Origin of the sequence: Paenarthrobacter sp. NCHU4564 (assembly GCF_052156435.1) — a bacterium.
Classification (GTDB): Bacteria; Actinomycetota; Actinomycetes; order Actinomycetales; family Micrococcaceae; genus Arthrobacter.
In genome coordinates, this window is sequence record NZ_JBQLIS010000003.1 from 252843 (window position 1) to 275257 (window position 22415).

Genomic DNA, 22415 nt, shown 5'->3' on the forward strand with positions numbered 1-22415 from the left:
TGATCCGGGTCAGTCGACCTCGGGCAAGGCCGAGTACACGCGCAGTTCCCGGCTGCGGACGGAGAACACGGCTTTTCGCACACCCGGCTTCGGTTCACCGTCCACGGCAAGCACCAGCGGTTGCCCCACGGATTCCACGGTGATCCCGGTGGCCTCGGACAAGTGCGTGACCTTGGAAGCCGCAACCGTCCCGGTCACCACTGCCCACAGCAGCCGTGCACGGGCGAAGGGCTCGTCGGCGCTGATCATGCGCAGGTCGAACACGCCGTCGTCCAGTATTGGACGGCGCAGTGGCGCGTGGTCACTGGGGTAATAGCGGCCTCGGCCCAGGTAGAGGATCCAGAGCTTGTGCCTGCGGCCATCGACGGTGAGCGTGGTGGGGGAGTTGGCGCCGAAGGTCCTCAGCGACGCCAGCAATCCGGCCAGCGGCTTGCCGAGGGCGGGCTGGAGCCGCTCCCGCCTGCGGACCAGATTGGGGTAAACGCCCACACTGGCTGTGTTCAGCATGGCCATTTCCGTGGTTTCGGGGAGTTCAGGCAACCCGCGCTCCACCACCACGTGTCCCAGGTCCACCAAAGCAGCTTCACCCCTGGTGAGTGCGGCGAGGGCGTCGTCCATCGAGTTGGTCCCGAGGTCGCGCGCGAAGTGGTTGAGCGTTCCGCCCGGCAGGACCAGCAGTGGCAATGAATGCCCGACGGCGGCAGCGGCCGCGGTGCCTACCGTTCCGTCACCGCCCCACACGCCCAAGGCTACGGTGCCAGGCTGCGTCGCGACCGCGTCGATCTCGGCTGCAACGTCGTCGCCCTCGGCAATCTCGTGAATATGCGCTTTGGGGAATATCTGCCGGAGGAGTTCGCCCGTTTCGGGGGTGTACGACCCGCCCAGGGTGTTGACGGCGATACTCAGCCCTTCGCCGTCGGCGATTGCCGGTACCTCCGCGGCAGTACGGCGGGGCTTCGGCTCAAGGGGTTTTGCCGGCCACCACTTCCTGGTCAGAAGAGCAGCGCCGGCCCCCAGCGCAGAACCGAACACTACATCCGACGGCCAGTGCGCACCCGTATGGACCCTCGAATACGCGACCCCGGCAGCGACCGGAGCCAGGCCGATCCCGAGCGCGGGCCACACCATTCCGGCACCCACGGCAAAGGCGACTGCTGACGCAGAGTGCCCGGACGGCATGGAGGAACTGACCGGCTGCGGGTGCACGAAGCGGAAGACCGGCAGGTGCTCGGGCTGAGGGCGGGTTCTGGGCAGGGCTGTCTTAAAGACCAGATTGGTGACGCCTGATGCGACGCCAAGGGCCAGCAGCCCATGGAGTGCTGCGCGGCGAGGGCGGCCAGGGAAGGAAGCGAGTACTCCGGCCACGCCGAACCACAACTTGCCCTTGGTGGCTGCTGCGGACAGTTGGCGGAAGAAATCGTCGTGGTCTCCCTGGGGCTGCCGTGACACCGCGCGCACGAGAAACTGGTCAAGTCGTGCCACATGGCGTGGGCCCTTGCCCAGGAAGCGTCGCATTCGACCACAGTAGCGCGCTGCCAGCGGCATTGCTTGAGCGTGGAGGCAGAGGTGTGCAATTATCTGCGTATGAATGCAGATAAGCGGGCTTGCACCCTCTCGCCTGACAGTGAGTACGTGGAACTGGCCGTGGAGGTGTTTGCCATGCTGGCCGATGCCACAAGGGTGAGGCTCATCCTTGCCTTGCGCCACGGTGAGCTGTCGGTGAACGAACTTGCCGAAAAGACCGGCAAGCCCGCGGCCGGAGTTTCCCAACACCTGGCCAAGATGCGCCTGGCCCGCATGGTGGGCACCCGGCAGGAGGGCACCAAGGTCTTCTATAGGCTGCAGGACGGCCATGCATGGGAACTTGTGGCCGATGCCATCCACCAGGCGGAGCACGCCTTGGGGACTGCACCACACCACCGGATCCAGCCACACCCGCCCCGGGAACCGGCCGGCCAGTGAACATGCACCATACGGCACCAATGCACCGTGACAATCAGCGGTCCGTTGACGTACACCCACATCACCACCATGACCACGGGAACCATCACAGCGGCGGCGGTTTCATGGGCTGGTTGAAGCACGTCCTGACTCCCCACTCGCACGATCCGGCCGACTCGATGGATGCTGCACTCACTTCAAGCGCGCAGGGCATCCGTGCGGTCAAGATTTCACTGTTCGGACTGGGCGTGACTGCCCTGTTTCAACTGGGCATTGTCCTCGTCAGCGGGTCGGTCGCCCTGTTGGCGGACACGGTCCATAACTTCTCGGACGCCCTCACGGCTGTTCCGCTCTGGATTGCTTTCCTGCTTGGCCGGAGGAAGGCCACCTCCACGTACACCTACGGTTTTGGAAGGGCCGAGGACCTGGCCGGGCTTTTCATCGTCGCCATGATCGCCCTTTCCGCAGTAGTGGCCTCCGTCGAGTCCGTCCGTCGGTTCTTTCAACCCCAACCCGTGCAGAACCTCGGCTGGGTCCTGGCTGCGGGGCTGGTGGGCTTCCTGGGCAACGAGCTCGTGGCCATGTACCGGATCAGGGTGGGGCGCAGGATCGGCTCCGCGGCACTGGTGGCAGACGGCGTCCATGCCCGTACGGACGGTTTCACGTCCCTCGCCGTCGTAGCCGGAGTGGTGGGGATCTGGCTCGGCTTCCCCCTGGCGGATCCGATCGTAGGGGTTCTCATTTCCGCGGCGATCGGCGTCCTCTTGTGGGGGACTGTGCGCGATGTCGGCCGGAGGCTGATGGACGGCGTGGATCCCCGCCTGACGGAACGACTGGCCTGTGCCTTGAAGGAAGCAGGATATCCCGGAGCTTCGTCCAGGCTCCGGTGGTCCGGCCATGCCCTCCACGCCGAAGTCACCCTGCCCGTGGACAACACCGTGACCCTTGAAGGTCTGGCACGAAAGACGCACAACGTGGAGGAGACAGTCCGGCGCACGCTGGACAACGTGGGTCCCGTCACGGTCGTACCTCGCTTCCACACCGCCTGAGGCCCAGCCGACGGCGGTGTGGCTACGATGAATGGATGATCCGAGTCCTGTCACCAAGTACCAGGCCGGACTGGCAACTGATCACGGCAGGGACCGTATTGCTGTGCGCCTTCCTTGTTCCGGCTGTCATCCTCATGTCCGGGCAGGGGGAACCGGCATTCAACCGCGCGGATACCCAGTGGCAGGCTTACATCTTCACCCTGCAGTCGCCGGCAGGAGATGCCGTGAACGCTTTCCTCAACTGGGCCGGCTATGCGGGCATGCTGTTCTTCCACGTCGTCCTGGTGACCGTCCTCTTCATCTGGCGTCGACCCAAAGCTGCCATCTTTTCCAGCACCTCAGGACTGACTGCCCTGGCGCTGACCCAGCTTGCCAAGGCAGTGGTCGGGCGCGACAGGCCGGAAGGAGCCAGGGTTCTCACCGACACTGGTTCATACCCTTCCGGGCATGTATCGGCAACCACAGCCTTCCTCGTCATCCTGAGCCTGTTGATGGGGCGCGCATGGATGAAGGTGCTGGCGGCCATCGGGATCGTGGCGATGATGGTGAGCCGCACCTACCTCTTGGCTCATTGGCTCAGCGATGTCCTGGGCGGCGCCTGCCTTGCCGCCGGCACCGTGCTGCTCTTTTGGGTGGCTTTCCGCAAAGCATGCATCAAAGAGAACGCCGAAGCGGACGGCATGACTATTTGGCAGGCAAAGGCTTTGCAACGCCGGCAAGCAGGAGAGCAACCAGAATAGGCGCCCCGATCGCCAGCAGTGCCAGATGGATCCCGGTGTGGTCGCCGAGGTATCCCAGCAGGGGCGGTCCAGCCAGGAAGGCCACGTAACCGATGGTGGACACCACCGAAACCCGGGCGGCCGCGTGCTTGGGATCGTCAGCCGCGGCGGACATGCCCATGGGGAACGCCAACGCTGCACCGATACCCCACAGGGCCGCGCCGAATCCGGCAAGTACCACGTTGCCCGCAAAGACGAAGAGAGCGAGGCCCGCTGCCGCAGCCGCCATGCTGGCCCGAAGCACCGCCACACGACCGAACCTGTCGATGGCCTTCCCGCCCAGGAAGCGCATGGCCGTCATAGCGGCCACGAAGAGCGCAAACAGAAGCGCACCGGTGGCTTCCGAGGCTCCCAATCCATCGACTGCGGCCTTCGCGATCCAATCGTTGCCGGCGCCTTCGGTAAGGGTGGCACCCAGCACCACCACACCGATCAGCAGCGTCCGTCCATCCCGCCAAGCCGACGGCCCCTTGGAAGCCGGCCGCTCGCCGTCGTGCGTTTCCGAGGCCGCAGCCACGTGCGGGAGGAAGTAGCGTGGCGCCGTCAGGGCCAGCGTCACGGCGATCGCCGCGATCACCATGAGGTGTACCGGAAGCCCCACTCCCAGCTGGGAAAGTCCCGCCCCAATCAGCGCGCCCACAAAGGCGCCACCGCTGAACGCAGCGTGGAACTGGGGCATGATGGTGCGCTTGAGGCGGTGTTCGACGTCTGCGCCTTCGATGTTCTGGGCGACATCCCACAGGCCGATGCCGATACCGAAGAAGAACAGCGCAATCGCGGTGGCAGGGACCGACGCCGCAATCAGCGAAACAGCAATGGCCACCCCGGCAGCGCCCGCCACGATTCCCGCCGCACGCACCGTATTGGCGGTCCCGATCCGGCCCACCACCCAGCCAGCGGACGGCAGCGCCAACAGGGACCCGACGGCGGTGCACAGCAGCAACGTGCCCATCTGGCCGGAGGTGAGGCTCAATGCCTCAGTCACCGCGGGGATACGGGCGGCCCAGCTGGCGAATACCAGGCCGTTCATGCCAAAGATCAGGAACGTAGCCACGGCGGCTGCCTTGACGTTCGGAGCGGCCTTGGTGCTGGTGGTCATGCGATCACAACTTCCACGGAGAGTTTGTTGAGCCGGGCAGAAATTTCAGGGGAGGGTTCCAGGTCGGTCACGATCACATCCACGGCGTCCAGGGCGGACACCAATGCCACCGCGCTGGCAAGCCATTTCGGGCCGGAGGCGGCAACGATCACCTTCGACGCCGATTCCATGCCTGCGCGTTTGGCGGCGGCGTCATTGAGGTCATGGGCCAGGAGCCCGTCCTTGACGTTGATGGCGCACGGTGTGACGACGGCGGTGTCAAAACGGAGGGAGCGGATATTGGATTCAGTCATCGGGCCACGGAAGGACTGTTCGCCAGGAATCAGTTCGCCGCCGGGGAGGATGAGGTCAGAGCGCCCACCTGTTTTGCTGTCCATCAGCGCATCGACGCCGTGCAGGGACATCGGCATGACGGTCAGCGTACGCCTGCCCAGGCAACGGGCGATCTCCGTAGCCGTGGATCCACTGTCCAGCCAGACGTGCGCGCGGTCCCTGATGAGGGAATCCACCGCTTTGGCAATCCGAAGCTTCTGGTCATGGTCTTCCAGTTCCCGTTGTCCATAGCCGGGGTTGTCGCCACGGTCCAGCAGGCTGCGGGCGCCCCCATGGACGCGGCGGAGGACACCATTGGCTGACAAAATTTCGAGATCCCGGCGGATAGTGGCACCGGAGGCACCACACGCCGCAACGAGCTCCTCCACGGAGACTTCCTCGCGCTGGCGCAGAAGTTCGCCAATGAGGCGATGACGGTCAGCAGTTCCCATGCTTCAACCGTAGCATGGCTTTGAGCAATTGATCACCAACTGTGATCATTTGCTCATCCCTGCTTCGGATCCGCCCAAACACGACGGGATGTGGGAGAGGATCAGCGGGTGCGCTCCACGCGCTTCTCGTCCCAGACCGGTTCCTCCGACTCGTACACCTTGCCGTCCGAGCCGAACACCAGGAAGCGGTCGAAGGACTTGGCGAACCAGCGGTCGTGCGTCACCGCCAGGACGGTGCCCTCGAACGCATCAATGGCCCGCTCCAAGGCCTCGCCGGAGTGCAGGTCGAGGTTGTCAGTGGGCTCGTCCAGCAGCAGGAGGGTGGCACCGGAAAGCTGCAGGAGCAGGATCTGGAACCTCGCCTGCTGGCCACCGGACAGGGACTCATACTTCTGCTCGGACTGACCGGCCAGGCCGTAGGAATCCAAGGCTCCGGCCGCAGCCTCCCGGGGCAGGCCGGAGCGGTGCTCGTCACCCCGATGCAGGATCTCCAGCAGCGTGCGGCCAAGGAGGTCGGGGCGGACGTGCGTCTGGGCAAAGAACCCGGGCCGGATGCGGGCACCCAGTTTCACGGTGCCTTGGTGGGGGACCTCAGCGATCACCACGTCCGAGACGGGCAGGTGTTCCCGCTCAGGATCCGTGCCGCCGGTGGCGAGCAAGCGCAGGAAGTGGCTCTTGCCCGAGCCGTTGGACCCCAGGACACCCACGCGGTCGCCAAACCAGATTTCCGTGGAGAACGGCTTCATGAGCCCCGTCAGTTCGAGCTTCTCCGCAACCACGGCACGCTTGGCGGTACGCCCGCCCTTGAGCCGCATCCGCACGTTCTGCTCGATGGGCAAGGCCTCCGGCGGGCCAGCCTCCAGGAACTTGGCCAAACGGGTCTGCGCGGCCTGGTACCTGTTGGCCATGTCGGAACGGAACGCAGCCTTGTTCTTGTACATGTTGACGAGTTCCTTGAGCTTGACATGCTCCTCGTCCCACCGCTTGCGGAGTTCCTCAAAACGGGCATTCCGGTCGGCACGGGCGTCGACGTAGGAACCGAACCCGCCACCATGGATCCATGCGCCGGCACCATTGATCCCCGGTTCCAAAGTCACGATGCGGCTTGCGGCGTTGTTCAACAATTCGCGGTCGTGGCTGATGAACAGCACCGTTTTCCTGGATTCATTGAGCTTGGACTCGAGCCAGCGCTTACCAGGGACATCCAGGTAGTTGTCCGGTTCGTCCAGCAGCAACAACTCATCCGGTCCGGCAAACAATGCCTCCAGGACCAGACGCTTCTGCTCGCCACCGGACAGCGTGGAGGCCCGGCGGAACTGGGCCTTGTCGAACGAGATCCCAAGGGCAGCCATGCAAACCTCGTCCCAGACGGTCTCCACGTCATAACCGCCGGCGTCGCCCCAGTCCACGATCGCCTGGGCATATTTCATCTGGGTAGGCTCATCATCCCGCTCCATCATGGCGAGCTCGGCTTCCTCCACGGCTTTTGCAGCCGCTGCCAGGCCGGGCTGCGCCGTTGAAACCAGAAGGTCCCTGACTGTGGATTCGTCCCGCACCTGGCCCACGAACTGCCGCATGATTCCCATGTTCCCGGAACGGCCCACGGCGCCTTCGTCCGGGGTGAGGTCCCCCGAAATGATCTTGAACAGCGTGGTTTTGCCGGTGCCGTTCGGTCCGATCAGGGCTGTCTTGGTGCCGTCCGGCACCTTGAACGTCACGCCGTTCAGCAGTTGGGTGCCGTCTGAGAGGAAGTAGTCGATGCCGGAAACGTCAATATGGGCCACTGCCCCATCTTCCCATGCAGGCTCTCAGCCCACCGAACGCCTGTCAGCCGGCTGCTGTCAGGAACTGCTTCAGCAAAGGACCGCTGGTAGTGGCACCCAGGCCGCCGTCCTCTACGAACACTGCAACTGCGAGGTCCCCATGGGTTGCCACGATCCACGCATGGGTTTTTGGCGGGTTTTCGTTGCCGAACTCCGCAGTGCCCGTCTTCGCACCGACCGGTGCCCCGGGGACCTCGGCGAGGAAGCCGGCGTGCCCTGAGGTCACCACTGCCCGCATCATGTCCGCCAATCCTGCGGCTTCTTCCTTGGTGATCGGGGTGGTTGAGGCTGGTGAGGCCGGAACCGTAGCAGCAGCGGACGACGGCGATGCGGTGCCGCCTTCCGCAGGGGCGGTACCGGGGTCGGGGTTCTGTGTTTGCGTACTTGCAGCATCGGCGTTCAGGACGAGCTGCGGTGACACGGGCGCTCCGTTGGCCACCGAAGCAGCCATGACCGCTGCCGAAAGCGGGGAGAACAGAACCTTGCCCTGACCGATCATGGAAGCGGCATGTTCTGTGCCCTCGGCTTCGGCCGGGACGGATCCCAGGAAGGCATCGGCCCCAAGTTTTGGCGCTTCCACCGCCACGCCCAATGCCAGGGCGGCGGATTCAAGCTGGTCCTGGGAGACGGTGGTACGGGCATTGATGAAAGCGGTGTTGCAGGAGTGGGCGAACGCATCCCGGAGGGCAACGGAACCCAGCGAACTTTCGGGGTAGCCCTCGGCGTTCTTGAAGGTCCGGCCGTCCACGGTCAGTGTGGACGGGCACTCTACCTTGGAGTCCGGTGTGGCGCCGTTGCGGAACATGGCCAGCGAATCCACGATCTTGAAGGTGGAACCGGGAGCGTACTGGCCGAGCATGGCCGTGTTGTAGCCGTTGCTTCCCGGCCCGGAGGCGGCAGCGAGCACAGCCCCGGTGGACGGCTTGATGGCGACGATGGCGGATGCAGGCTCCACCCCTGCCAGTGTTTGCTCGGCAAGTTGCTGGAGCTCGATGTCCAGTGTGGTCTTGAGCGTTGTGCCGGCTTCAGCGGCTGTGGAGAACAGCACCTTGGTTTGGGACTCTGCGCCTTCGGACGCGGGCTTGGCGGTGGCAACAACCTCAACGCCATCCTTGCCCCGGAGCAGGGAGTCGTACTTCTGCTGCAGGCCTCCCGTTCCTGTGGCGTCACCGGCCCGCAGCGCACCGTTGGACTTCTCAATCTGCTCCGCACTGGCTTGGCCAACGCTGCCCAGAAGGGCCCGGGCAAAGGTCCGGGTGGGAGCCAGTGCCATGGAATCAAGGATGCTGACGCCGCCGGGAATGGCCTTGATCCTGGCCTCCGTGATCTCGGCTGTGTAAGCACGGAGGACGATGCCTTCTACGAACGCCTGGGGACCGGAGGCAGCTACCTGCTTGGCGTACTCCTCAACGTCCAACCCCAGCAGCGCAGCCATGGCCCGTGCCGAGGCATCCGCTTGTTCGGCCGGCACCTTCGTCTTATCTATTCCCACGCGGAAGACCGGGCGGTCCTCCACAATAGGAGCATCCCCTGCACCGAGGATCTGTCCCCGCTGGGCCGGGACGGTTTTGACGGAGAGGGTTTCGCCATCACCCAGGTCAGGAGCCAGCAGGCGGGGGCTCCATTGGACCGCCCACTTGTCACCGGATTTCCTGAGCGTGGCGTCCAGGCTGTAGTCCCACGTGGTGGAACCGATATTCCAGCTGTAGTTGAGGGGGAACGTGGCGGTGTCGCCGTCGAGTTTTACGTCACCGGACTGGACAGACGGCTTGGCATCCAAGCCTCCCAATACTGCTTTAAGTTCCTCGTTGGCTGCGGCAGCGTCCGTGCCTTCCACGGCGAGCTGCCCGACGTCGAGCGCTTCCAGGGCGGACGCGAGCTGCCGGGCAGCGCTCTCCGCTCCTGAACGGCCGTCGTCGCACGCAGCCAGCGATCCAGCCATCACCAGCGCCACGAGTCCAAGGACCAGATTCCTAAGTTTCCCCATTTGCGACATTATGCCGGGTTCCCCTGACAGTTTCCTGCTGCGCCCACACCCCGGACGGGACGCCGCCGGCCCGCAGCCGTGGTCAACGATGCTGCGGGCCGGAGGGCCAGGGAATCAGCTAGGGCGCGCAGGTGAACCTGGCATCACCCCATACGCCGTGTGCCCCGTTGATGGAACCGGAGGGATCAACCACCAGCTCCACGTACGCTGCGCCGGACAGGTCCACCTTCACGGACTCGGGCGCAAAACCGGGAGTATAGGTCCGCGACTGGTACTTGTTCACGCCGTCGGTATTGACCTTGAAGATGATGTTGCCGCCAAAACCGCTCTCCAAGCCCACCTGGGACGTGAACGATGTGCACTTTCCACCCAGGTAATACGTGATTTTCGAGGCCGCGTGCACACCCAGGCCCTTGGTGAAGACGGGCTGTTGGCCTGTGGCGGGATCGGTGTAGTTGATGGCGAGCGGCTTGTCCGGGGATGATGCGCTGTCCTTGTTCGCCACGTTCTTGCCGATCACGCCATAGCCGTTAATGGCTTGCACCCAAGGCGTTTCCGAGGCGTACACGGAACCTCGCGGAACATCCGGCAGCGGCTGGGAAACCACCTTCCAGTCGAAGAATTTCACGCGTGTGTCCGTGGGCAGCGTGACCGAGGCCAGTTCCTTGGTGGGGTTGAGCCGGACCGTGTTCGAGAAGGCCTGGTACTTGTACTGCGTGTACTCGGGAGATGGTCCGTTGGCATTGTTGCGGCCCTGCTCAGAGACCGCCACCACGGCACCGTTCAGGACTGAAGGTTGCAGCCAGTTGGGGAAGAAGACGGACTGCTTTTCCATGCTCCCATCGGCATATGTCAAGGTCAGCTCGGGACTGGTGCCGTTGCCGACGGCTGCCGAGCCCAGCACAGCCAAGTGCGTTCCCTTGCCCTTGACCGCGATGGTCTGGGCGGAGAGTGCTACCGAATTGGGTACATCCGGCCCAACGGACGGCCATGTGTAATCAACCTGGGTGGGCTTCCCCGCATCCACCGTCACCGTGCTGCCTGGCCGGACGCCGCCCGACGGTACCGGTGCGGCAGCCAGCTGTTCGGCCGCGAAGGTGGCGCCACCGCCGTCGAAGTTTCCGAGCGCCTTGCCCGCCACGGTGGTGACCGAGACGGTGTTGTAGGCCGCGGCCAGTGACCCATAAGCCACGTAGAGGGAGTTGCCTCCGGTCACCGTCTGTGTGGTTGAGTCGGCAGCAGAGTACGACGCCGACACCCGCACGGTCTGTTGACCCGCCTTCGCGCTGGAGCCGGGTGAGACGACGAACGTTGCGGTTGCCGTCTGTCCGGGCTCCACCGTGGCCGCCGTCGTCCCGGCGGAGGAAATGACGGTCCAACCTTCGGGAAGGACCGGAGCCAGTTCCACGGTGGTCTTGGCCTTGGCGCCGGTATTCACGAATTCGGCTGTCACCGTGGTCTGCTGATCCTGGAAGACCTGCTGCCCGGTGGTAACGCGGACTTCGGCCGCAACCGCGTCCTGGCTGTTTCCACCCAGCGGGCCGGCCTGCTGCAGCTGGACTGTCGCGGACTGGTTTGATGCGATGGTTCCGGTCTTCACCCACACGATGCCGTTGGTGGATTCGTCGAAGAACCAGCCGGCGTTTGCCGCGTCAAACGCCTCCTTGGTGCTGAGCTGCGTGAGCTTCGCGCCGCCGATCTTCACCTCCTTGGGTGCAGCACCGGCGTGGACCTTGAGTTGGTAGGGGCGGGCTGCTGCCTTGCCGGTGTAGTCGCCCTTCCGTTCGCCGATGGAAATCTTCACGCTGCTGTTGCCCTTGCCCGGGGCGTCCACCTCGAAGAGTTGGCTTGAGGACTTGCCCTCTTTGTATTCCCGGGTGACCTTGTCGTCTTCGTAGAGGGTGAAACTGTCCTTGCCCTGGGCATAGACGTCCAGCGTGATCATGGAATCTTCGGGAACCAGGGAAGCATTCCTGGCCACGATGCCTTGCGGGATCACCGCGCCCGCCCGCACGAAGACAGGAAGTTTGTCCAAGGGTGCGTCATAGCCGTTGAGGATCTGGCCGCCTTGGTACAGCTTGCCGGACCAGTAGTCCACCCACTGCCGGCCTGCCGGCAGGAATATTCCGTTGCGGACATCTGTCTGGGTGAAAACCGGAGCGACCAGGAAGTCCGATCCGAGCATGAACTGGTTGTTGGCCTCCGCGCCGTAGGACCATTCCTGGTCCGGGAACTCGAGCGCCATGGAGCGCATCATGGAAACGCCTGTGGTGGAAGACTCCTGCGCCAGGCTGTAGATAAACGGCATGAGCTGCTGGCGGAGTTGCAGGTAATGGCGGTTGATCGAGGTTGCTTCCTCGCCGTACAACCACGGACGCTTGTCAGTCGCGGCCCATCCGGACATGGAGTACAGCGCAGGAGCGAAGGCTTTCCACTGGAGATCGCGCACGTAAGACTCCGGTGAGCCGCCGAAAATTCCGTCGACATCGCCCGTGGAGAATGCCAGACCCGAGTTCCCGGCTCCGGTGAGTGCCGGGACCTGCCAGCGGACGGCGTCGAGGTTTCCTGAATGGTCACCGGTCCACTGCATGCCGCACCGCTGGGAACCTGCCCAGCCTTCAACCATCAGCGAGGTGCCGCGCGCGTTCGAGTATTGCTCTATTCCGCTGTGGGCGGCTTCGCATCCGGTGAGCGCCTGGCGGTAGCCCTGGCCCACCCACGCGACGTCCAGCTTGCGGAGGCGGACACCGGCCTCGCCTACCTCGTATTCCTGGTTGGTCAGGGAACGCTGGGTCCAGAGGCCAACTTTCAGGTCAGTCTCTTCCTCGATGTTGTCCACGGTTTCCGGGAGTTGCTGATATTCGCAGCCGTAACCGTCATTGACCAGCATCCATCCGGCCGGCATGTCGTTTTCCACGAACTTCCGCGCGGTTTTGATGGCATCCGGAGTGCGTTGCTTGGCTCCGTCGGGATCGCCGTAGCCTGAGGAGGAGTAGCCCGTGTTCGACCGGTTGTAGCAGTCCGCATCGCCGTATTCCAGCGCGTAGACCGGGGGCATCATCGGCTTGCCGGTCAGCGTGGTGTAGGCCCCGAGGGACTGTTTGTAGTCGCCCACGAAGTAGTAGGCGTCGAACCGCTTTTCCTCGTGCGTGGTGGTGGGCTGGCCGGCGAAGTTGTAGGAACCGCGCGCGAAGGTGTTGCGCAGGACGCCGTAGCCCTTGGAAGACATGTAGTAGGGGACGGCATTGGGGTAGCCGTCGTCATCCCAGTCGAAGTTCCTGGCGATGTTGATCAGGGCCCCGGTGTGGACGGAACGGCCGTTTTGCATGCCGCCGCCGATGAACTGTTCACCGTCCTGTTGGGCCAGGTGCTGCGTTGCCGTGGTCGCCCCAAATGTGATGGGCGCGGTTTCCTGCAGCACCAAAGATCCGTCCGCCCTCACAACACGGAACCGGGTAGTGGCCTTGTTGATTTGGACACTGATCCTGGCCGTCTTGAGGACAATCCAGTCGCCGTCGGTCACCTCTGGGTTAGCGCCCGGGAACTTGTCCTTGCCGACCACGATGTTCGCGGTCCGGGCCGGGTCGCCTTGGTCAGTATTGGCAGGGTCGGTGAACGTGCCGCTGGGGTCGGCCTCCAGGCGGAAGTTCCCGTCATCGAGGAACGTCACGCGGATCGCACCCTTTTCGGCTGAAAGCTCGACGACGTTTCCCGCCTGGGTGTATCCGGTCACCGCCCCGAGGGGTACTCCCGCGGAATCAACGGGGACTTCAGGAGTGACGGGTTTGATCGCTGCCGGGGCGCCTGGGGCGGCCGCGGCCGGTGTGAAGCCCAGGGTGGGGATGGTTCCGGCCAGCAGCAGCGTTGCCAAGCCGATTGACGCGGCCTTCCTGAGGAACGGAAGCGGGGCGCATCGTGGGCTGTTGGGCGCAGCGCCGGATAAGCCCTTGAGGGGTGCGGACATGGGTGCCAACTTTCGACGAGTGATAGTTTGTGATCTAACTCATAGCGAAACGTGCACTAATCGTCACTGCTTGAAGGCGAAAGGTCAACCGTTTCACCTAAATTCGCACCCAACTGAGTCGCATTAGTGCGCGTTATGACGGCTCAAAACGTGCACAAGTGCGACCCAGTTGGGAGGGTGGGGGTCAATGCCCGCGGATGATCCTGCGCTGCGTCGCCACGGCGATTGCGGCTGTCCTGTTGTCCACGCCAAGCTTGGCGTAGATGTGCACCAGGTGGGTCTTCACTGTGGCCTCTGAAATGAACAGTTGCTTGGCGATGGCCCGGTTGCTCATGCCCGTAGCCAGCAACTCCAGCAATTCCACCTCGCGGCCGCTCAAGGCCGGCGACGGATTCCGTATCCTGCCCATGAGTTTCGCGGCGACTTCGGGCGCCAACGCGGTTTGCCCGGCGGCCGCCTGCAGTACGGCCTGGCGGAGCTGCTCGGGCGGAGCGTCCTTGAGCATGTAGCCGCTCGCGCCGGCCTCGACGGCTGCGAGGATGTCGGCATCGGTGTCATAGGTGGTCAGGATCAGGACAGGTGGCGGGGGAGTCCCGGCCTCCCCGGCCTTGATCTTCCCCGTGGCCGTCACCCCGTCCATGCCCTGCCCCATCTGCAAGTCCATGAGCACCAGGTCAACGGGTTCACCCAGGCTGCCCAGCCGCACGAGGTGGGCAAGCGCAGCGTCTCCGTCAGCAGCCTCGGCCACTACGGTGACCCCGGGAAAATCCGCCAGCATCGCACGGAGACCAGCCCGCACTACAGGGTGATCGTCCACCAACAGAATCCGGATTTCGTTCACTGGGCATCCTCCTCGGGAAGGGGCAGCCGGGCTGCGACCACGGTCCCCTCACCCGGCGCCGACTCCACCTCCAGGCTCCCGTTCAGCGCCGCAAGCCGCTCGCGCAGGCCGGAAAGCCCGACGCCGCTACCGTCGCCACGCACCGCATGGGCCGCCGTCGAGGGTTCAAAACCGACGCCGTCGTCAAACACGTCCAAGGTCACCTCGGATTCAAGAAAGGACAAGGTCACGACGGCGGCACGCGCCTGCGCATGCTTCCACACGTTGGCGAGGGAGGCCTGCGCGGCCCGCAACAGGGTGGTTTGGAAGGCGTTCGGGAGGTCAACAGGGGCACCCACCAGCTGAAACCGGACACGCATTGTTGTTCCCCTGGCGGCAGCCTCGGTTTCCGTCTTTTCGCACAGTCCGCGCAGGGTGGCCACCAGCCCGGACTCCGCGAGGTCGGGCGATCGCAAGCCGCGCACGAAGCTGCGGGCCTCGGCCAGGTTGGCGGATGCCGTTCCTGGACGACCTTGAGCAGGCCCTTCGCCGACTCGAGGTCGCCGGCGTCCATGGCTTTCCCGACCGACCTGCCCATCAGGACGATGCTTGAGAAGCCCTGGGCCAGGGTGTCGTGGATTTCCCGGGCCAGACGCTCCCGCTCCGCCACCATGCCTGCCTCATGCTGCGTCCGCGCAAGTTCGGCGCGGGTCCGGAGCAGTTCTCCGGCAACCCTTCTCTGCGTTTCGGCCTCGCGGAACAAGGCTCCGTAGGCCATGCCGGTGACCACGGCGAACCCGGCCCCGAACACAGGCCCGAGTACCATCGCAAGCTGCAGTCCGCCGTCGGCCGATCCCTGTCCATGGAACCAGAGCGCCCCGATCAGCAAGAAGGTGCACGCCGCAATGACCGGCAGCGCCACCAGGCGCGGCAGCACATGCAGCTGCAGGAAAAACAGGGGGAAGGCGACCCAGGCAAAGTCGCTGCTGACCAACAGGAGCAGCAGCCACAGAAGCGTTACCGCGGCCAGCCACCAGCGCGCGTACGGAGCGGGATCAAACGCATCGGGGGAGTTGGCGTGGCGCTTCTCAAGGAAAGTCCCGGCAAGATACACCAAGGCCAACGCGCCGGACAGCACAAGGCCCGCACCCAAGGACAGCGGTGTCCTGCTGCCGCCGGCTCCCAGCAACAGCCGGACCACGGCCACCAGCAACAGGACGGCAAATCCCACATGCAAGCTCACACGGAGGACGCGGAGAATCGCACCGGTGGGCGTCTCCCGGGCGTCGGGCTTGGGTTGGTCCTGCACGCCTTCCAGCGTATCCGCGGCGCGCACCGCGCGGGACGGAATTCCCCGCCCTCCAGCCGGAATCAACCATTCGGTTGACGGCACCCTCAACCCCTTGTCCCGGCCCAATCCATCCCGCTCCCGATGTGCCCGGGAGTGCTGGCCGGAAGAGTGGAAAGGGCCGGGACAAGCCCGGGTTGAACCAAAGGAATCCGATGTTTCTAGCCATCCGCGACATCCGCTTCGCGAGAGGACGTTTCGTACTCATGGGCGGCGTGATCGCCCTCATCACCCTGTTGCTCGTCATGCTCTCCGGGTTGACGGCGGGGCTTGCCAACCAGTCCACGTCCGCCATCGCCGCTCTGCCGGTGCAGCAGATCGTGTTCGGAGCCCCTGCCGGCGGGGAGCCCAAGGCGTCCTTCACCGAGTCCGAGGTCTCCACCGGCCAGCTCACCACCTGGCGGGAGCAGCCGGGGGTGGCTTCCGTCCAGGAGCTCGGCATCAGCCAGTCACGGTTCCAGTCCCTGGCCGCGGACGGCGCGGCAACGGGAACGGCGAACGTGGCAGTCTTCGGCGGCTCGCTTGGCCCGCGGGTGCAGGAAGGAACCGCGGTGATCGGCGAGGGCGTTGCCCGCGAACTGGACCTGCGGGAAGGCAGCCGGGTCCAGGTGGGCGGCCTGCACCTCACCGTCTCCAGCGTGGTGGAAGACCAGTGGTATTCACATACCTCCGTGGTGTGGACCACGCTGGGGGATTGGCGGACCATTGCCCACGCGGCACCGGGCAAGGCCACGGTCCTGGGAGTAACCCACGACGGCGGTACCTCCTTGGATACCGACGCCGCCAATGTGGCGGCCGGCACGGTCAGCGCCGACCCTGTTGCGTCATTCCAGGCCCTGGCCAGCTACAAGAGCGAGAACGGATCACTCATGCTCATGCAGGCATTTCTGCACGGCATATCCGCCCTGGTGATCGTCGCGTTCCTCACTGTGTGGACGGTGCAGCGCACGCGCGACATCGCGGTACTCCGGGCTCTTGGCGGCTCGTCCGGTTACGTCCTGCGCGACGCGTTGGCCCAAGCGGTGGTGGTTCTGCTGGCCGGGTCTGTGACAGGTGGAGTGCTGGGGCTGGCGGGAGGACTCGCCGCCGTGCAGGCAGCGCCCTTCCTCCTGACACCCTTCACCACCGTCCTGCCCGTGCTCGGAATCATCGTCCTGGGCCTGCTCGGGTCCGTCCTCGCAGTCCGTCGTGTCACCCGTATCGACCCATTGCTTGCACTCGGCGGCAACTAAAGAATTCCCGGAAAGGAATACACATGAGCTCCCTCCAACTCGTAAATGTCAGCCTCGAATACCCGGACGGCGAATCCACGCTGACCGCCCTGAATGCGGTAAACCTGACAGTCGGCAGCAGCATGTTCCTCTCGCTTGTCGGTCCGTCCGGATCGGGAAAGTCCTCCCTCCTCGCGGTGGCAGCGACCCTCATCAAACCAAGCTCAGGGTCTGTCATCATCGACGGGCAGGAGGTCACCGGCCTCAAGGAAGCCGAAAGGGCTGCCCTGCGCCGGGAGAAGGTGGGCATCATCTTCCAGCAACCCAACCTCCTGCCGTCACTGACCGCCGTCGAGCAGTTGCTGATCCACTGTCACCTGCGGGGCATCCCGCCGCGGCAGGGGCGCCGGAAGGCGGAGGATCTGCTGGACGTCGTGGGTTTGGGCGGCGCTGCAGGCAAGAAGCCGCACCAGCTGTCAGGAGGGCAGCGCCAACGCGTCAACATTGCCCGGGCGCTGATGGGCAGCCCGTCCGTCCTGCTGGTGGATGAGCCGACCGCGGCACTGGATCACGAGCGCAGCGAGTCGATCGTGCGGCTGCTTCGGCGCATCACTGACGACTTCTCAACAGCAACGGTGATGGTCACTCACGACACGGGCTTCTTACCCCTGACGGATTCTGTTGCGACCATGAGCGACGGACGGATCAGCCCTGCCCTGACCCCCGCCCCACAACCCAACTGAGTCGCACTTAAGCGCGTTTAGACCGCTCAAAACGCGCACAAATGCGACTCAGTTGGGTTCGGGGAGCAGTGCGTCGTCCTGGGCTTCGTCGTAGGCGTCACGGGCTTCGAGGATGCTGGGCACGTGGCTTTCGGCCCATTCACGCAGCAGGCGCAACGGCTCCAGCAAGGACTGGCCCAGCGGAGTCAGCTGGTAATCTACCCGCGGCGGAACCTGGGCGTAGACAGTGCGCGTGATCAAGCCGTCCCGTTCCAACGCCCGGAGCGTCTGCGTCAGCACCTTGGGAGTGACAACGTTGACCATCTTGCGCAACTCCGAGAACCGGACAGGCCCGGCCCCCAGCACCTGGATGACCAGGGAGGCCCACTTGTCGCCGATGCGCTGGAAGATCACGCGGGAAGGGCAGTTGGGGTCAAGGACGTTGGCGGGGAGGTTGGTTTCCATCAGGTAACTGGGTTCCTTTGAAGCTATCAGTATCAAATAGATACCTTTGAACTACATCAAGGATACCAACCCAAAGGAGCAGCTATGAAGATCGCAGTCTACGGGGCAACCGGCATGGTCGGCAGCCAGATCGTCAAGGAATCCCTGACCCGCGGCCACGAGGTCACCGCCATTTCACGCAAGGGCACCGAGGTGGCCGGAGCAACGGCAAAGGCAGCCGACCAGTCCGACGCCCAGGTCTTCTCCTCCATCGCGAAAAACCACGACGTCGTTGTGCTGGCTACGGGCCCCAGCCGCACCGGCGGTGACCATGCAGAGTGGCTGAACGCCATGGCCACGGCCTACAGCAATGCCGAAGGAACCCGGCTGATGATCGTCGGCGGCGCAGGAACCCTGGAGATCGACGGCGTCCGGCTCCTTGACTCTCCGGATTTCCCCGAGGCCTACAAGGCGGAAGCAACAACGGGTGCCAAGGCCCTGGAGATCGTCCGGCAGGCACCCGAGGCCCTGGACTGGACCGTACTGGCACCTGCACCCCTGATCCAGCCTGGTGAGCGCACCGGCGAGTACAAGGTCGCCAAGGACACTCCTGCAGGGAACGCCATCTCGTCGCAGGACTACGCTGTGGCCATGCTGGACGAGATCGAAAGCCCGGCACACCGCCGGGCACGCTTCACCGCGGCGAACTAACTGCCAACGCCCAGCCCTGGTACGCGCTTGCCGAATATGTCTTTCAAGGCATATTCGGCGGCGTGATACCCGGGCATTCCCGTCACTCCCGGCCCTGGCGGGGTGGAAGAAGAACACAGGTAGACGCCCCGCAGCGGCGTCCGCCACGGAACCAGTGACACCACGGGCCGCCGGAGCAGCCCCGGCATGTCCATGATTCCCGCGCTGAAATCCCCACCCACATAGTTCTCGTTGTATTCGGCCATCTCCGCCGCCGTCGTGGTTTTGGACCGCACCACAACGTCCCGGAAACCGGGAGCGTAGCGCTCGATGCGGTTCGTCACGGCCTCGGCCATGTCCACCGTGGATCCGGCAGGCACGTGGCAGTAGGTCCACAGGATCTGTTTTCCGGCCGGAGCCCGGGATGAGTCCACCAACGAGGGCTGTGAAACCAGGACGTAGGGTTCATCCGGGTGCATCCCAAGATCAACCTGGTTTTCCGACTCCGCCATCGACCGGCGCGATCCGCCGACGTGCACCGTACCGGCCTTCCGGAGCTCGGGCGCCAACCACGGAACCGGCTCGGACAGGATGTAGTCCACCTTGCACGCTGCATTCCCAAAACGGAATGCTTCAAGTGAGCGCCTGTATCGGTCCGGGATTTCCGCCCCTCCCAAGCGCAGCAGCGTCGGTGGGGCAACATCCAGCAGGATCGCCTTCGCTGGCCGGACCTGGTCCAGGGAGTCTATCCGCTGGCCGGTATGGATGGTCCCCCCATGGGCAACAAGATCGTCGGCCATGGCCTGGGCAATGGACTGTGATCCGCCTACGGGCACAGCCCATCCTCCCGCGTGGGCAAGGATGCTGAGCATCAGTCCGGCGCCGGTGGAGCTCAGCGAGGGTTGCGACCCGAGCGCATGGGACATGACACCGGTCAGCAGCGCGGGAGCGGCAGTCTCCTTGAACCGCCGGTTCCACACCGGCGTACCCTGGTCCAGCGTCGCGAGTCCGAACTTGAGAGCGGCGATCGGATCCTTGGGGATCCGCAGCAGCTTGTTGGACGTAAAGTCCACTACGCCATCCACGCGCGCAAGCAGCGGCTCGATAAGGCGGCGGTAGGCGGGTCCGTCGACGCCCAGTTCCATCACCGTGCGGACCAGGGATTGGTAGGCAACAGCGGCACCACCTACGTCCAGCGGCACGCCGTGCTGGACTTCGGGCACGATCAGTTCCACCCGCCGCGCGAGCTCGAAGTCGCGGAAGAAGGGCGACACCAGCGCCATGGGATGCACCGCCGAGCAGACATCATGCAGGTATCCCGGCTCCATCAGTTCACTGGTGCGCGACCCACCGCCGATCGTGTCCGCTGCCTCATACAGCTGCACGTCCAGGCCTGCCCGGGCCATCACCACCGCAGCGGCAAGACCGTTGGGACCGGATCCGACGACGGCGACATCAGCCATGGCGGCCGACCTCCTTTGCAGGGGGTGCTTCGGGTGGGACGGATACTTCCTGTTTGCGCCAGGGAAGAATGGAGGCGGTGGGGCGGAACAGGTCGATTCTCAACCAATCCCGTGTTCCGGCGAACGGACCGCCGTGCGGGTCATCGTCGCCCGAAGACCGCAGGGGATCCTGCGAGGGGTCCCAGATGTCGATGACCACGCGGACCATGAGGTAGGCCGTAGCCGCCATATGAACCAGCACGGCCATGACGTAGGCGGACATGTCGATGTTGTGCTGGGCTGCCCCTCCGCTGGTTGCCTGGCCGAGATACATCCAGATGGCCGCCCAGTGCAGCCCTTCTGCTGCCTGCCAGATCAGGAAGTCCCGCCACCGGGGCCTTGCCAGTGCCAGCAAGGGGATCAGCCAGATGACGAATTGGGGCGAGTACACCTTGTTGGTCAGGATAAAGGCGGCCACGATCAGGAAGGCCAGTTGCGCAAGCCGGGGCCTGCGTGGAGCCACGAGGGCAAGGACGGCAATCAGGGCACACGCCAGGACGAACAGGTTCAGGGCGAGGGCGTTGATGGTGAGCGCGTTCAGTTGCACCCATTGGAGCCGCTCGGCAATCAGGTTGTAGGCGAACCATGGTGAGCTGTACCCCGCCGGCCTGTCCTGGGTGAACTCGAAAAAGTACCGCCATCCGGCGGGGTTCATGGCGGCGAAGGGCAGGTTGACCGCCAACCACGCCGCCAGCGCGGAAGCGGTGGTCACCAGGAAGGTCTTGATCCGCCCGCTCCTTAGGGCCAGCACGAGGACCGCCCCCAGGATCAGCACGGGGTAGAGCTTGGTTGCCGTGCCGAGACCGATGCAGATACCAGCCAGGACCGCTTTGTCGCGGGAAAAGAAGTACATGGCCAGGGCCAGGAGCGCCACAGCCCACATATCCCAGTTAATGAATCCGGCCAGGATGATGCCCGGCGCCACAGCAACCATGGCGGCGTCCCACGGCCTGCGCCTGTTCATGCGGGCAGTCAGGAGAACGGTGATGATCCACACCGCAACAATCGAGGTGGCGTTGACATCGAAGTAGCCCAGGATGCGTTCGTTGCTGACTCCTTGGCCGGGGACCAGCAACGCCGTAGCTCCCGCGATGAGTCCCATAAGCACGGGGTATTCGAACAGGGCGTCAGGAGTGAGGAACGGAAAAGCACCATCGCCCAGGCCACGGTTGCGGAAGAGCTCCGGGAAGTCCGAGTAGCACGTGGCATAGAACTGGCTGGGTGTCTGCCAACCGTTGGTCCTGCAGTAATCCTTGGCCAGGATGGCAAGCAGGGCGGCGATGACGGTGAGGACGATCAGGACGCGTTCAACAGTGAACGGACCGGGAGAGATCCTTCCCGGCGACGTGTGCCTGCCCAGGGGACCGCCCACGAGCTCAGTGAAGTTGCGCAGCAGGGAATCATTCCGGCTGGGGACCACAAAGCCTGCACGTTTACTTTGCCGGCGCGGCCTCGTCTCCTGCATGAGTCGAGCTTACCGTCAGGTAGCTCCGGCGGTACCAACCCGGAACAGACTTCAAAAGGGGGAGCCCACGCATGGCAGCGTGGGCTCCCTGGGGTTCAGCCTGGATATGCGGCACCGGACACTCCTTCATTCACGGCACGGATGCATCAGCGGATGAGTCCCATCTGGTGCAGGACAACGAAGACGTCTTCACGGCGCTGGTCAAGCAGCTGGCCGTTGAACAGTGTGCGGTCTTTGGGAGCGTCGCTGCTCTTGTAGAAGCGCTGTTCTTCCGGGCGTTTGCGCAAAGCGATCACCTCCTTCCATAAACTACGGGGCATTTGGGCACAACAAATAAAGCCTGATTTATGCAGTGAAAAACCATGGCAAAAGGGCACAATTACCCAAGGATAAATAAGGGATAAAGCAGACCTGAACGGAAAAACCTCGAATGGTCCCGCAGGAGATTTGGATTTCCTGCAGCGGCCCCCAACAAGAAGCTGGTTCCGATCTTTGGGGAAACTGCACACCCACGGCGTTCTGCCAGGGTCTGCCTCTACAGCTGACTACTCAGCGCCACCCGGAGGTGACAGTGAAAAACCGCCGGCAACAAGCCCGGTCCGGCAATTCAGGAGTGATCAGTGATTGGAGATGTGCTTTGTAAAAGGGCGTCGCAAAGCAGCAGAGGCCGGGGTGGCGTTGACGGTCACATTCCATCCGCTAGTCAAAGTAATCATTTTTCCCAACCTCCTTTTCTGCTTGTGGCATGGACAGCTGACTGACTGCCCTATGCACGCCTGGTTCCCGGCGGGTCGCTCTGGGAACAAG

General features: G+C 64.2%; 17 protein-coding genes and 1 pseudogene. 6 read left to right on the top strand and 12 right to left on the bottom strand.

Going from position 1 to position 22415, the window contains the following annotated elements:
• Positions 1 to 9: 9 nt before the first annotated feature.
• Positions 10 to 1515, bottom strand: coding sequence for a bifunctional phosphatase PAP2/diacylglycerol kinase family protein (locus ACSVIE_RS05240; protein ID WP_442423225.1), 1506 nt, complete (start codon positions 1513 to 1515; stop codon positions 10 to 12).
• Positions 1516 to 1584: 69 nt separating this feature from the next.
• On the opposite strand from ACSVIE_RS05240, the gene ACSVIE_RS05245 reads away from it, so the two are divergent.
• The 3 genes from ACSVIE_RS05245 to ACSVIE_RS05255 all read left to right on the top strand — a co-directional run bounded on the left by ACSVIE_RS05245 (position 1585) and on the right by ACSVIE_RS05255 (position 3730).
• Entirely contained in the window at positions 1585 to 1962 is a 378-nt protein-coding gene (locus tag ACSVIE_RS05245; RefSeq protein ID WP_442423226.1) for an ArsR/SmtB family transcription factor, read from the top strand.
• A 104-nt stretch (positions 1963 to 2066) separates the two neighbouring features.
• Positions 2067 to 2990, top strand: coding sequence for a cation diffusion facilitator family transporter (locus tag ACSVIE_RS05250; RefSeq protein WP_442423227.1), 924 nt, complete (start codon positions 2067 to 2069; stop codon positions 2988 to 2990).
• Between the two features lie 35 nt (positions 2991 to 3025).
• Entirely contained in the window at positions 3026 to 3730 is a 705-nt protein-coding gene (locus ACSVIE_RS05255; RefSeq protein ID WP_442423228.1) for a phosphatase PAP2 family protein, read from the top strand.
• Here ACSVIE_RS05255 and ACSVIE_RS05260 read toward each other — a convergent pair.
• From ACSVIE_RS05260 to ACSVIE_RS05290, 7 genes and pseudogenes are all read right to left on the bottom strand, one after another.
• On the bottom strand, positions 3675 to 4868 hold the full coding sequence (locus tag ACSVIE_RS05260; protein ID WP_442423229.1) for an MFS transporter: 1194 nt from the start codon (positions 4866 to 4868) through the stop codon (positions 3675 to 3677). The two genes, ACSVIE_RS05255 and ACSVIE_RS05260, sit on opposite strands and share 56 nt — an antisense overlap.
• Positions 4865 to 5632: a DeoR/GlpR family DNA-binding transcription regulator gene (locus ACSVIE_RS05265; protein WP_442423230.1), complete on the bottom strand. Its 768-nt coding sequence runs from the start codon at positions 5630 to 5632 to the stop codon at positions 4865 to 4867. The genes ACSVIE_RS05260 and ACSVIE_RS05265 overlap by 4 nt, the downstream gene beginning before the upstream one ends.
• A 101-nt stretch (positions 5633 to 5733) precedes the next feature.
• A complete protein-coding gene (locus tag ACSVIE_RS05270) occupies positions 5734 to 7416 on the bottom strand; it encodes an ABC-F family ATP-binding cassette domain-containing protein (protein ID WP_426004968.1) in 1683 nt (560 codons plus the stop codon).
• Between the two features lie 43 nt (positions 7417 to 7459).
• Positions 7460 to 9442 carry a penicillin-binding transpeptidase domain-containing protein gene (locus ACSVIE_RS05275; RefSeq protein WP_442423231.1) on the bottom strand — a complete coding sequence of 661 codons (1983 nt, stop codon included), beginning with the start codon at positions 9440 to 9442 and terminating at the stop codon, positions 7460 to 7462.
• 118 nt (positions 9443 to 9560) lie between these two features.
• Positions 9561 to 13406: an NPCBM/NEW2 domain-containing protein gene (locus tag ACSVIE_RS05280; RefSeq protein WP_442423232.1), complete on the bottom strand. Its 3846-nt coding sequence runs from the start codon at positions 13404 to 13406 to the stop codon at positions 9561 to 9563.
• 184 nt (positions 13407 to 13590) lie between these two features.
• Positions 13591 to 14247: a response regulator gene (locus ACSVIE_RS05285; RefSeq protein ID WP_442423233.1), complete on the bottom strand. Its 657-nt coding sequence runs from the start codon at positions 14245 to 14247 to the stop codon at positions 13591 to 13593.
• Positions 14244 to 15535 (bottom strand): annotated as a pseudogene (locus ACSVIE_RS05290) (sensor histidine kinase). The gene ACSVIE_RS05285 and the pseudogene ACSVIE_RS05290 overlap by 4 nt, the downstream one beginning before the upstream one ends.
• Before the next feature lie 194 nt (positions 15536 to 15729).
• Here ACSVIE_RS05290 and ACSVIE_RS05295 point away from each other — a divergent pair.
• Together ACSVIE_RS05295 and ACSVIE_RS05300 are read left to right on the top strand one after the other, a co-directional pair.
• Positions 15730 to 16806, top strand: a complete 1077-nt coding sequence (locus ACSVIE_RS05295; protein WP_442423234.1) for an ABC transporter permease — start codon at positions 15730 to 15732, stop codon at positions 16804 to 16806.
• Positions 16807 to 16829: 23 nt separating this feature from the next.
• Positions 16830 to 17528: an ABC transporter ATP-binding protein gene (locus ACSVIE_RS05300; protein ID WP_442423235.1), complete on the top strand. Its 699-nt coding sequence runs from the start codon at positions 16830 to 16832 to the stop codon at positions 17526 to 17528.
• A 48-nt stretch (positions 17529 to 17576) separates the two neighbouring features.
• Here ACSVIE_RS05300 and ACSVIE_RS05305 read toward each other — a convergent pair whose 3' ends face one another.
• The gene (locus tag ACSVIE_RS05305; protein WP_426004976.1) at positions 17577 to 17972 is read right to left on the bottom strand and encodes a winged helix-turn-helix transcriptional regulator; all 396 of its coding nucleotides are present in this window, start codon (positions 17970 to 17972) and stop codon (positions 17577 to 17579) included.
• A gap of 84 nt (positions 17973 to 18056) precedes the next feature.
• Here ACSVIE_RS05305 and ACSVIE_RS05310 point away from each other — a divergent pair, with 84 nt between their 5' ends.
• Positions 18057 to 18662 (top strand): NAD(P)-dependent oxidoreductase, encoded by a 606-nt coding sequence (locus ACSVIE_RS05310; RefSeq protein WP_442423236.1) that lies wholly within the window; start codon positions 18057 to 18059, stop codon positions 18660 to 18662.
• On the opposite strand, the gene ACSVIE_RS05315 is transcribed toward ACSVIE_RS05310, so the two are convergent.
• The 3 genes from ACSVIE_RS05315 to ACSVIE_RS05325 form a co-directional block, all read right to left on the bottom strand.
• Positions 18659 to 20104: a phytoene desaturase family protein gene (locus ACSVIE_RS05315; protein ID WP_442423237.1), complete on the bottom strand. Its 1446-nt coding sequence runs from the start codon at positions 20102 to 20104 to the stop codon at positions 18659 to 18661. The genes ACSVIE_RS05310 and ACSVIE_RS05315 overlap by 4 nt on opposite strands.
• The gene (locus tag ACSVIE_RS05320; protein WP_426004979.1) at positions 20097 to 21608 is read right to left on the bottom strand and encodes a glycosyltransferase family 87 protein; all 1512 of its coding nucleotides are present in this window, start codon (positions 21606 to 21608) and stop codon (positions 20097 to 20099) included. The genes ACSVIE_RS05315 and ACSVIE_RS05320 overlap by 8 nt, the downstream gene beginning before the upstream one ends.
• A gap of 146 nt (positions 21609 to 21754) precedes the next feature.
• The gene (locus tag ACSVIE_RS05325) at positions 21755 to 21904 is read right to left on the bottom strand and encodes a hypothetical protein (protein WP_426004981.1); all 150 of its coding nucleotides are present in this window, start codon (positions 21902 to 21904) and stop codon (positions 21755 to 21757) included.
• Between the last annotated feature and the right edge of the window lie 511 nt (positions 21905 to 22415).

Coding starts and splice junctions, on each gene's coding strand:
- ACSVIE_RS05305 (WP_426004976.1), bottom strand. CDS start 17,972: ATGGAAACCAACCTCCCCGCCAACGTCCTTGACCCCAACTGCCCTTCC.
- ACSVIE_RS05245 (WP_442423226.1), top strand. CDS start 1,585: ATGAATGCAGATAAGCGGGCTTGCACCCTCTCGCCTGACAGTGAGTAC.
- ACSVIE_RS05280 (WP_442423232.1), bottom strand. CDS start 13,406: ATGTCCGCACCCCTCAAGGGCTTATCCGGCGCTGCGCCCAACAGCCCA.
- ACSVIE_RS05315 (WP_442423237.1), bottom strand. CDS start 20,104: ATGGCTGATGTCGCCGTCGTCGGATCCGGTCCCAACGGTCTTGCCGCT.
- ACSVIE_RS05300 (WP_442423235.1), top strand. CDS start 16,830: ATGAGCTCCCTCCAACTCGTAAATGTCAGCCTCGAATACCCGGACGGC.
- ACSVIE_RS05255 (WP_442423228.1), top strand. CDS start 3,026: ATGATCCGAGTCCTGTCACCAAGTACCAGGCCGGACTGGCAACTGATC.
- ACSVIE_RS05250 (WP_442423227.1), top strand. CDS start 2,067: ATGGGCTGGTTGAAGCACGTCCTGACTCCCCACTCGCACGATCCGGCC.
- ACSVIE_RS05310 (WP_442423236.1), top strand. CDS start 18,057: ATGAAGATCGCAGTCTACGGGGCAACCGGCATGGTCGGCAGCCAGATC.
- ACSVIE_RS05265 (WP_442423230.1), bottom strand. CDS start 5,632: ATGGGAACTGCTGACCGTCATCGCCTCATTGGCGAACTTCTGCGCCAG.
- ACSVIE_RS05295 (WP_442423234.1), top strand. CDS start 15,730: ATGTTTCTAGCCATCCGCGACATCCGCTTCGCGAGAGGACGTTTCGTA.
- ACSVIE_RS05320 (WP_426004979.1), bottom strand. CDS start 21,608: ATGCAGGAGACGAGGCCGCGCCGGCAAAGTAAACGTGCAGGCTTTGTG.
- ACSVIE_RS05275 (WP_442423231.1), bottom strand. CDS start 9,442: ATGGGGAAACTTAGGAATCTGGTCCTTGGACTCGTGGCGCTGGTGATG.
- ACSVIE_RS05240 (WP_442423225.1), bottom strand. CDS start 1,515: ATGCGACGCTTCCTGGGCAAGGGCCCACGCCATGTGGCACGACTTGAC.
- ACSVIE_RS05260 (WP_442423229.1), bottom strand. CDS start 4,868: ATGACCACCAGCACCAAGGCCGCTCCGAACGTCAAGGCAGCCGCCGTG.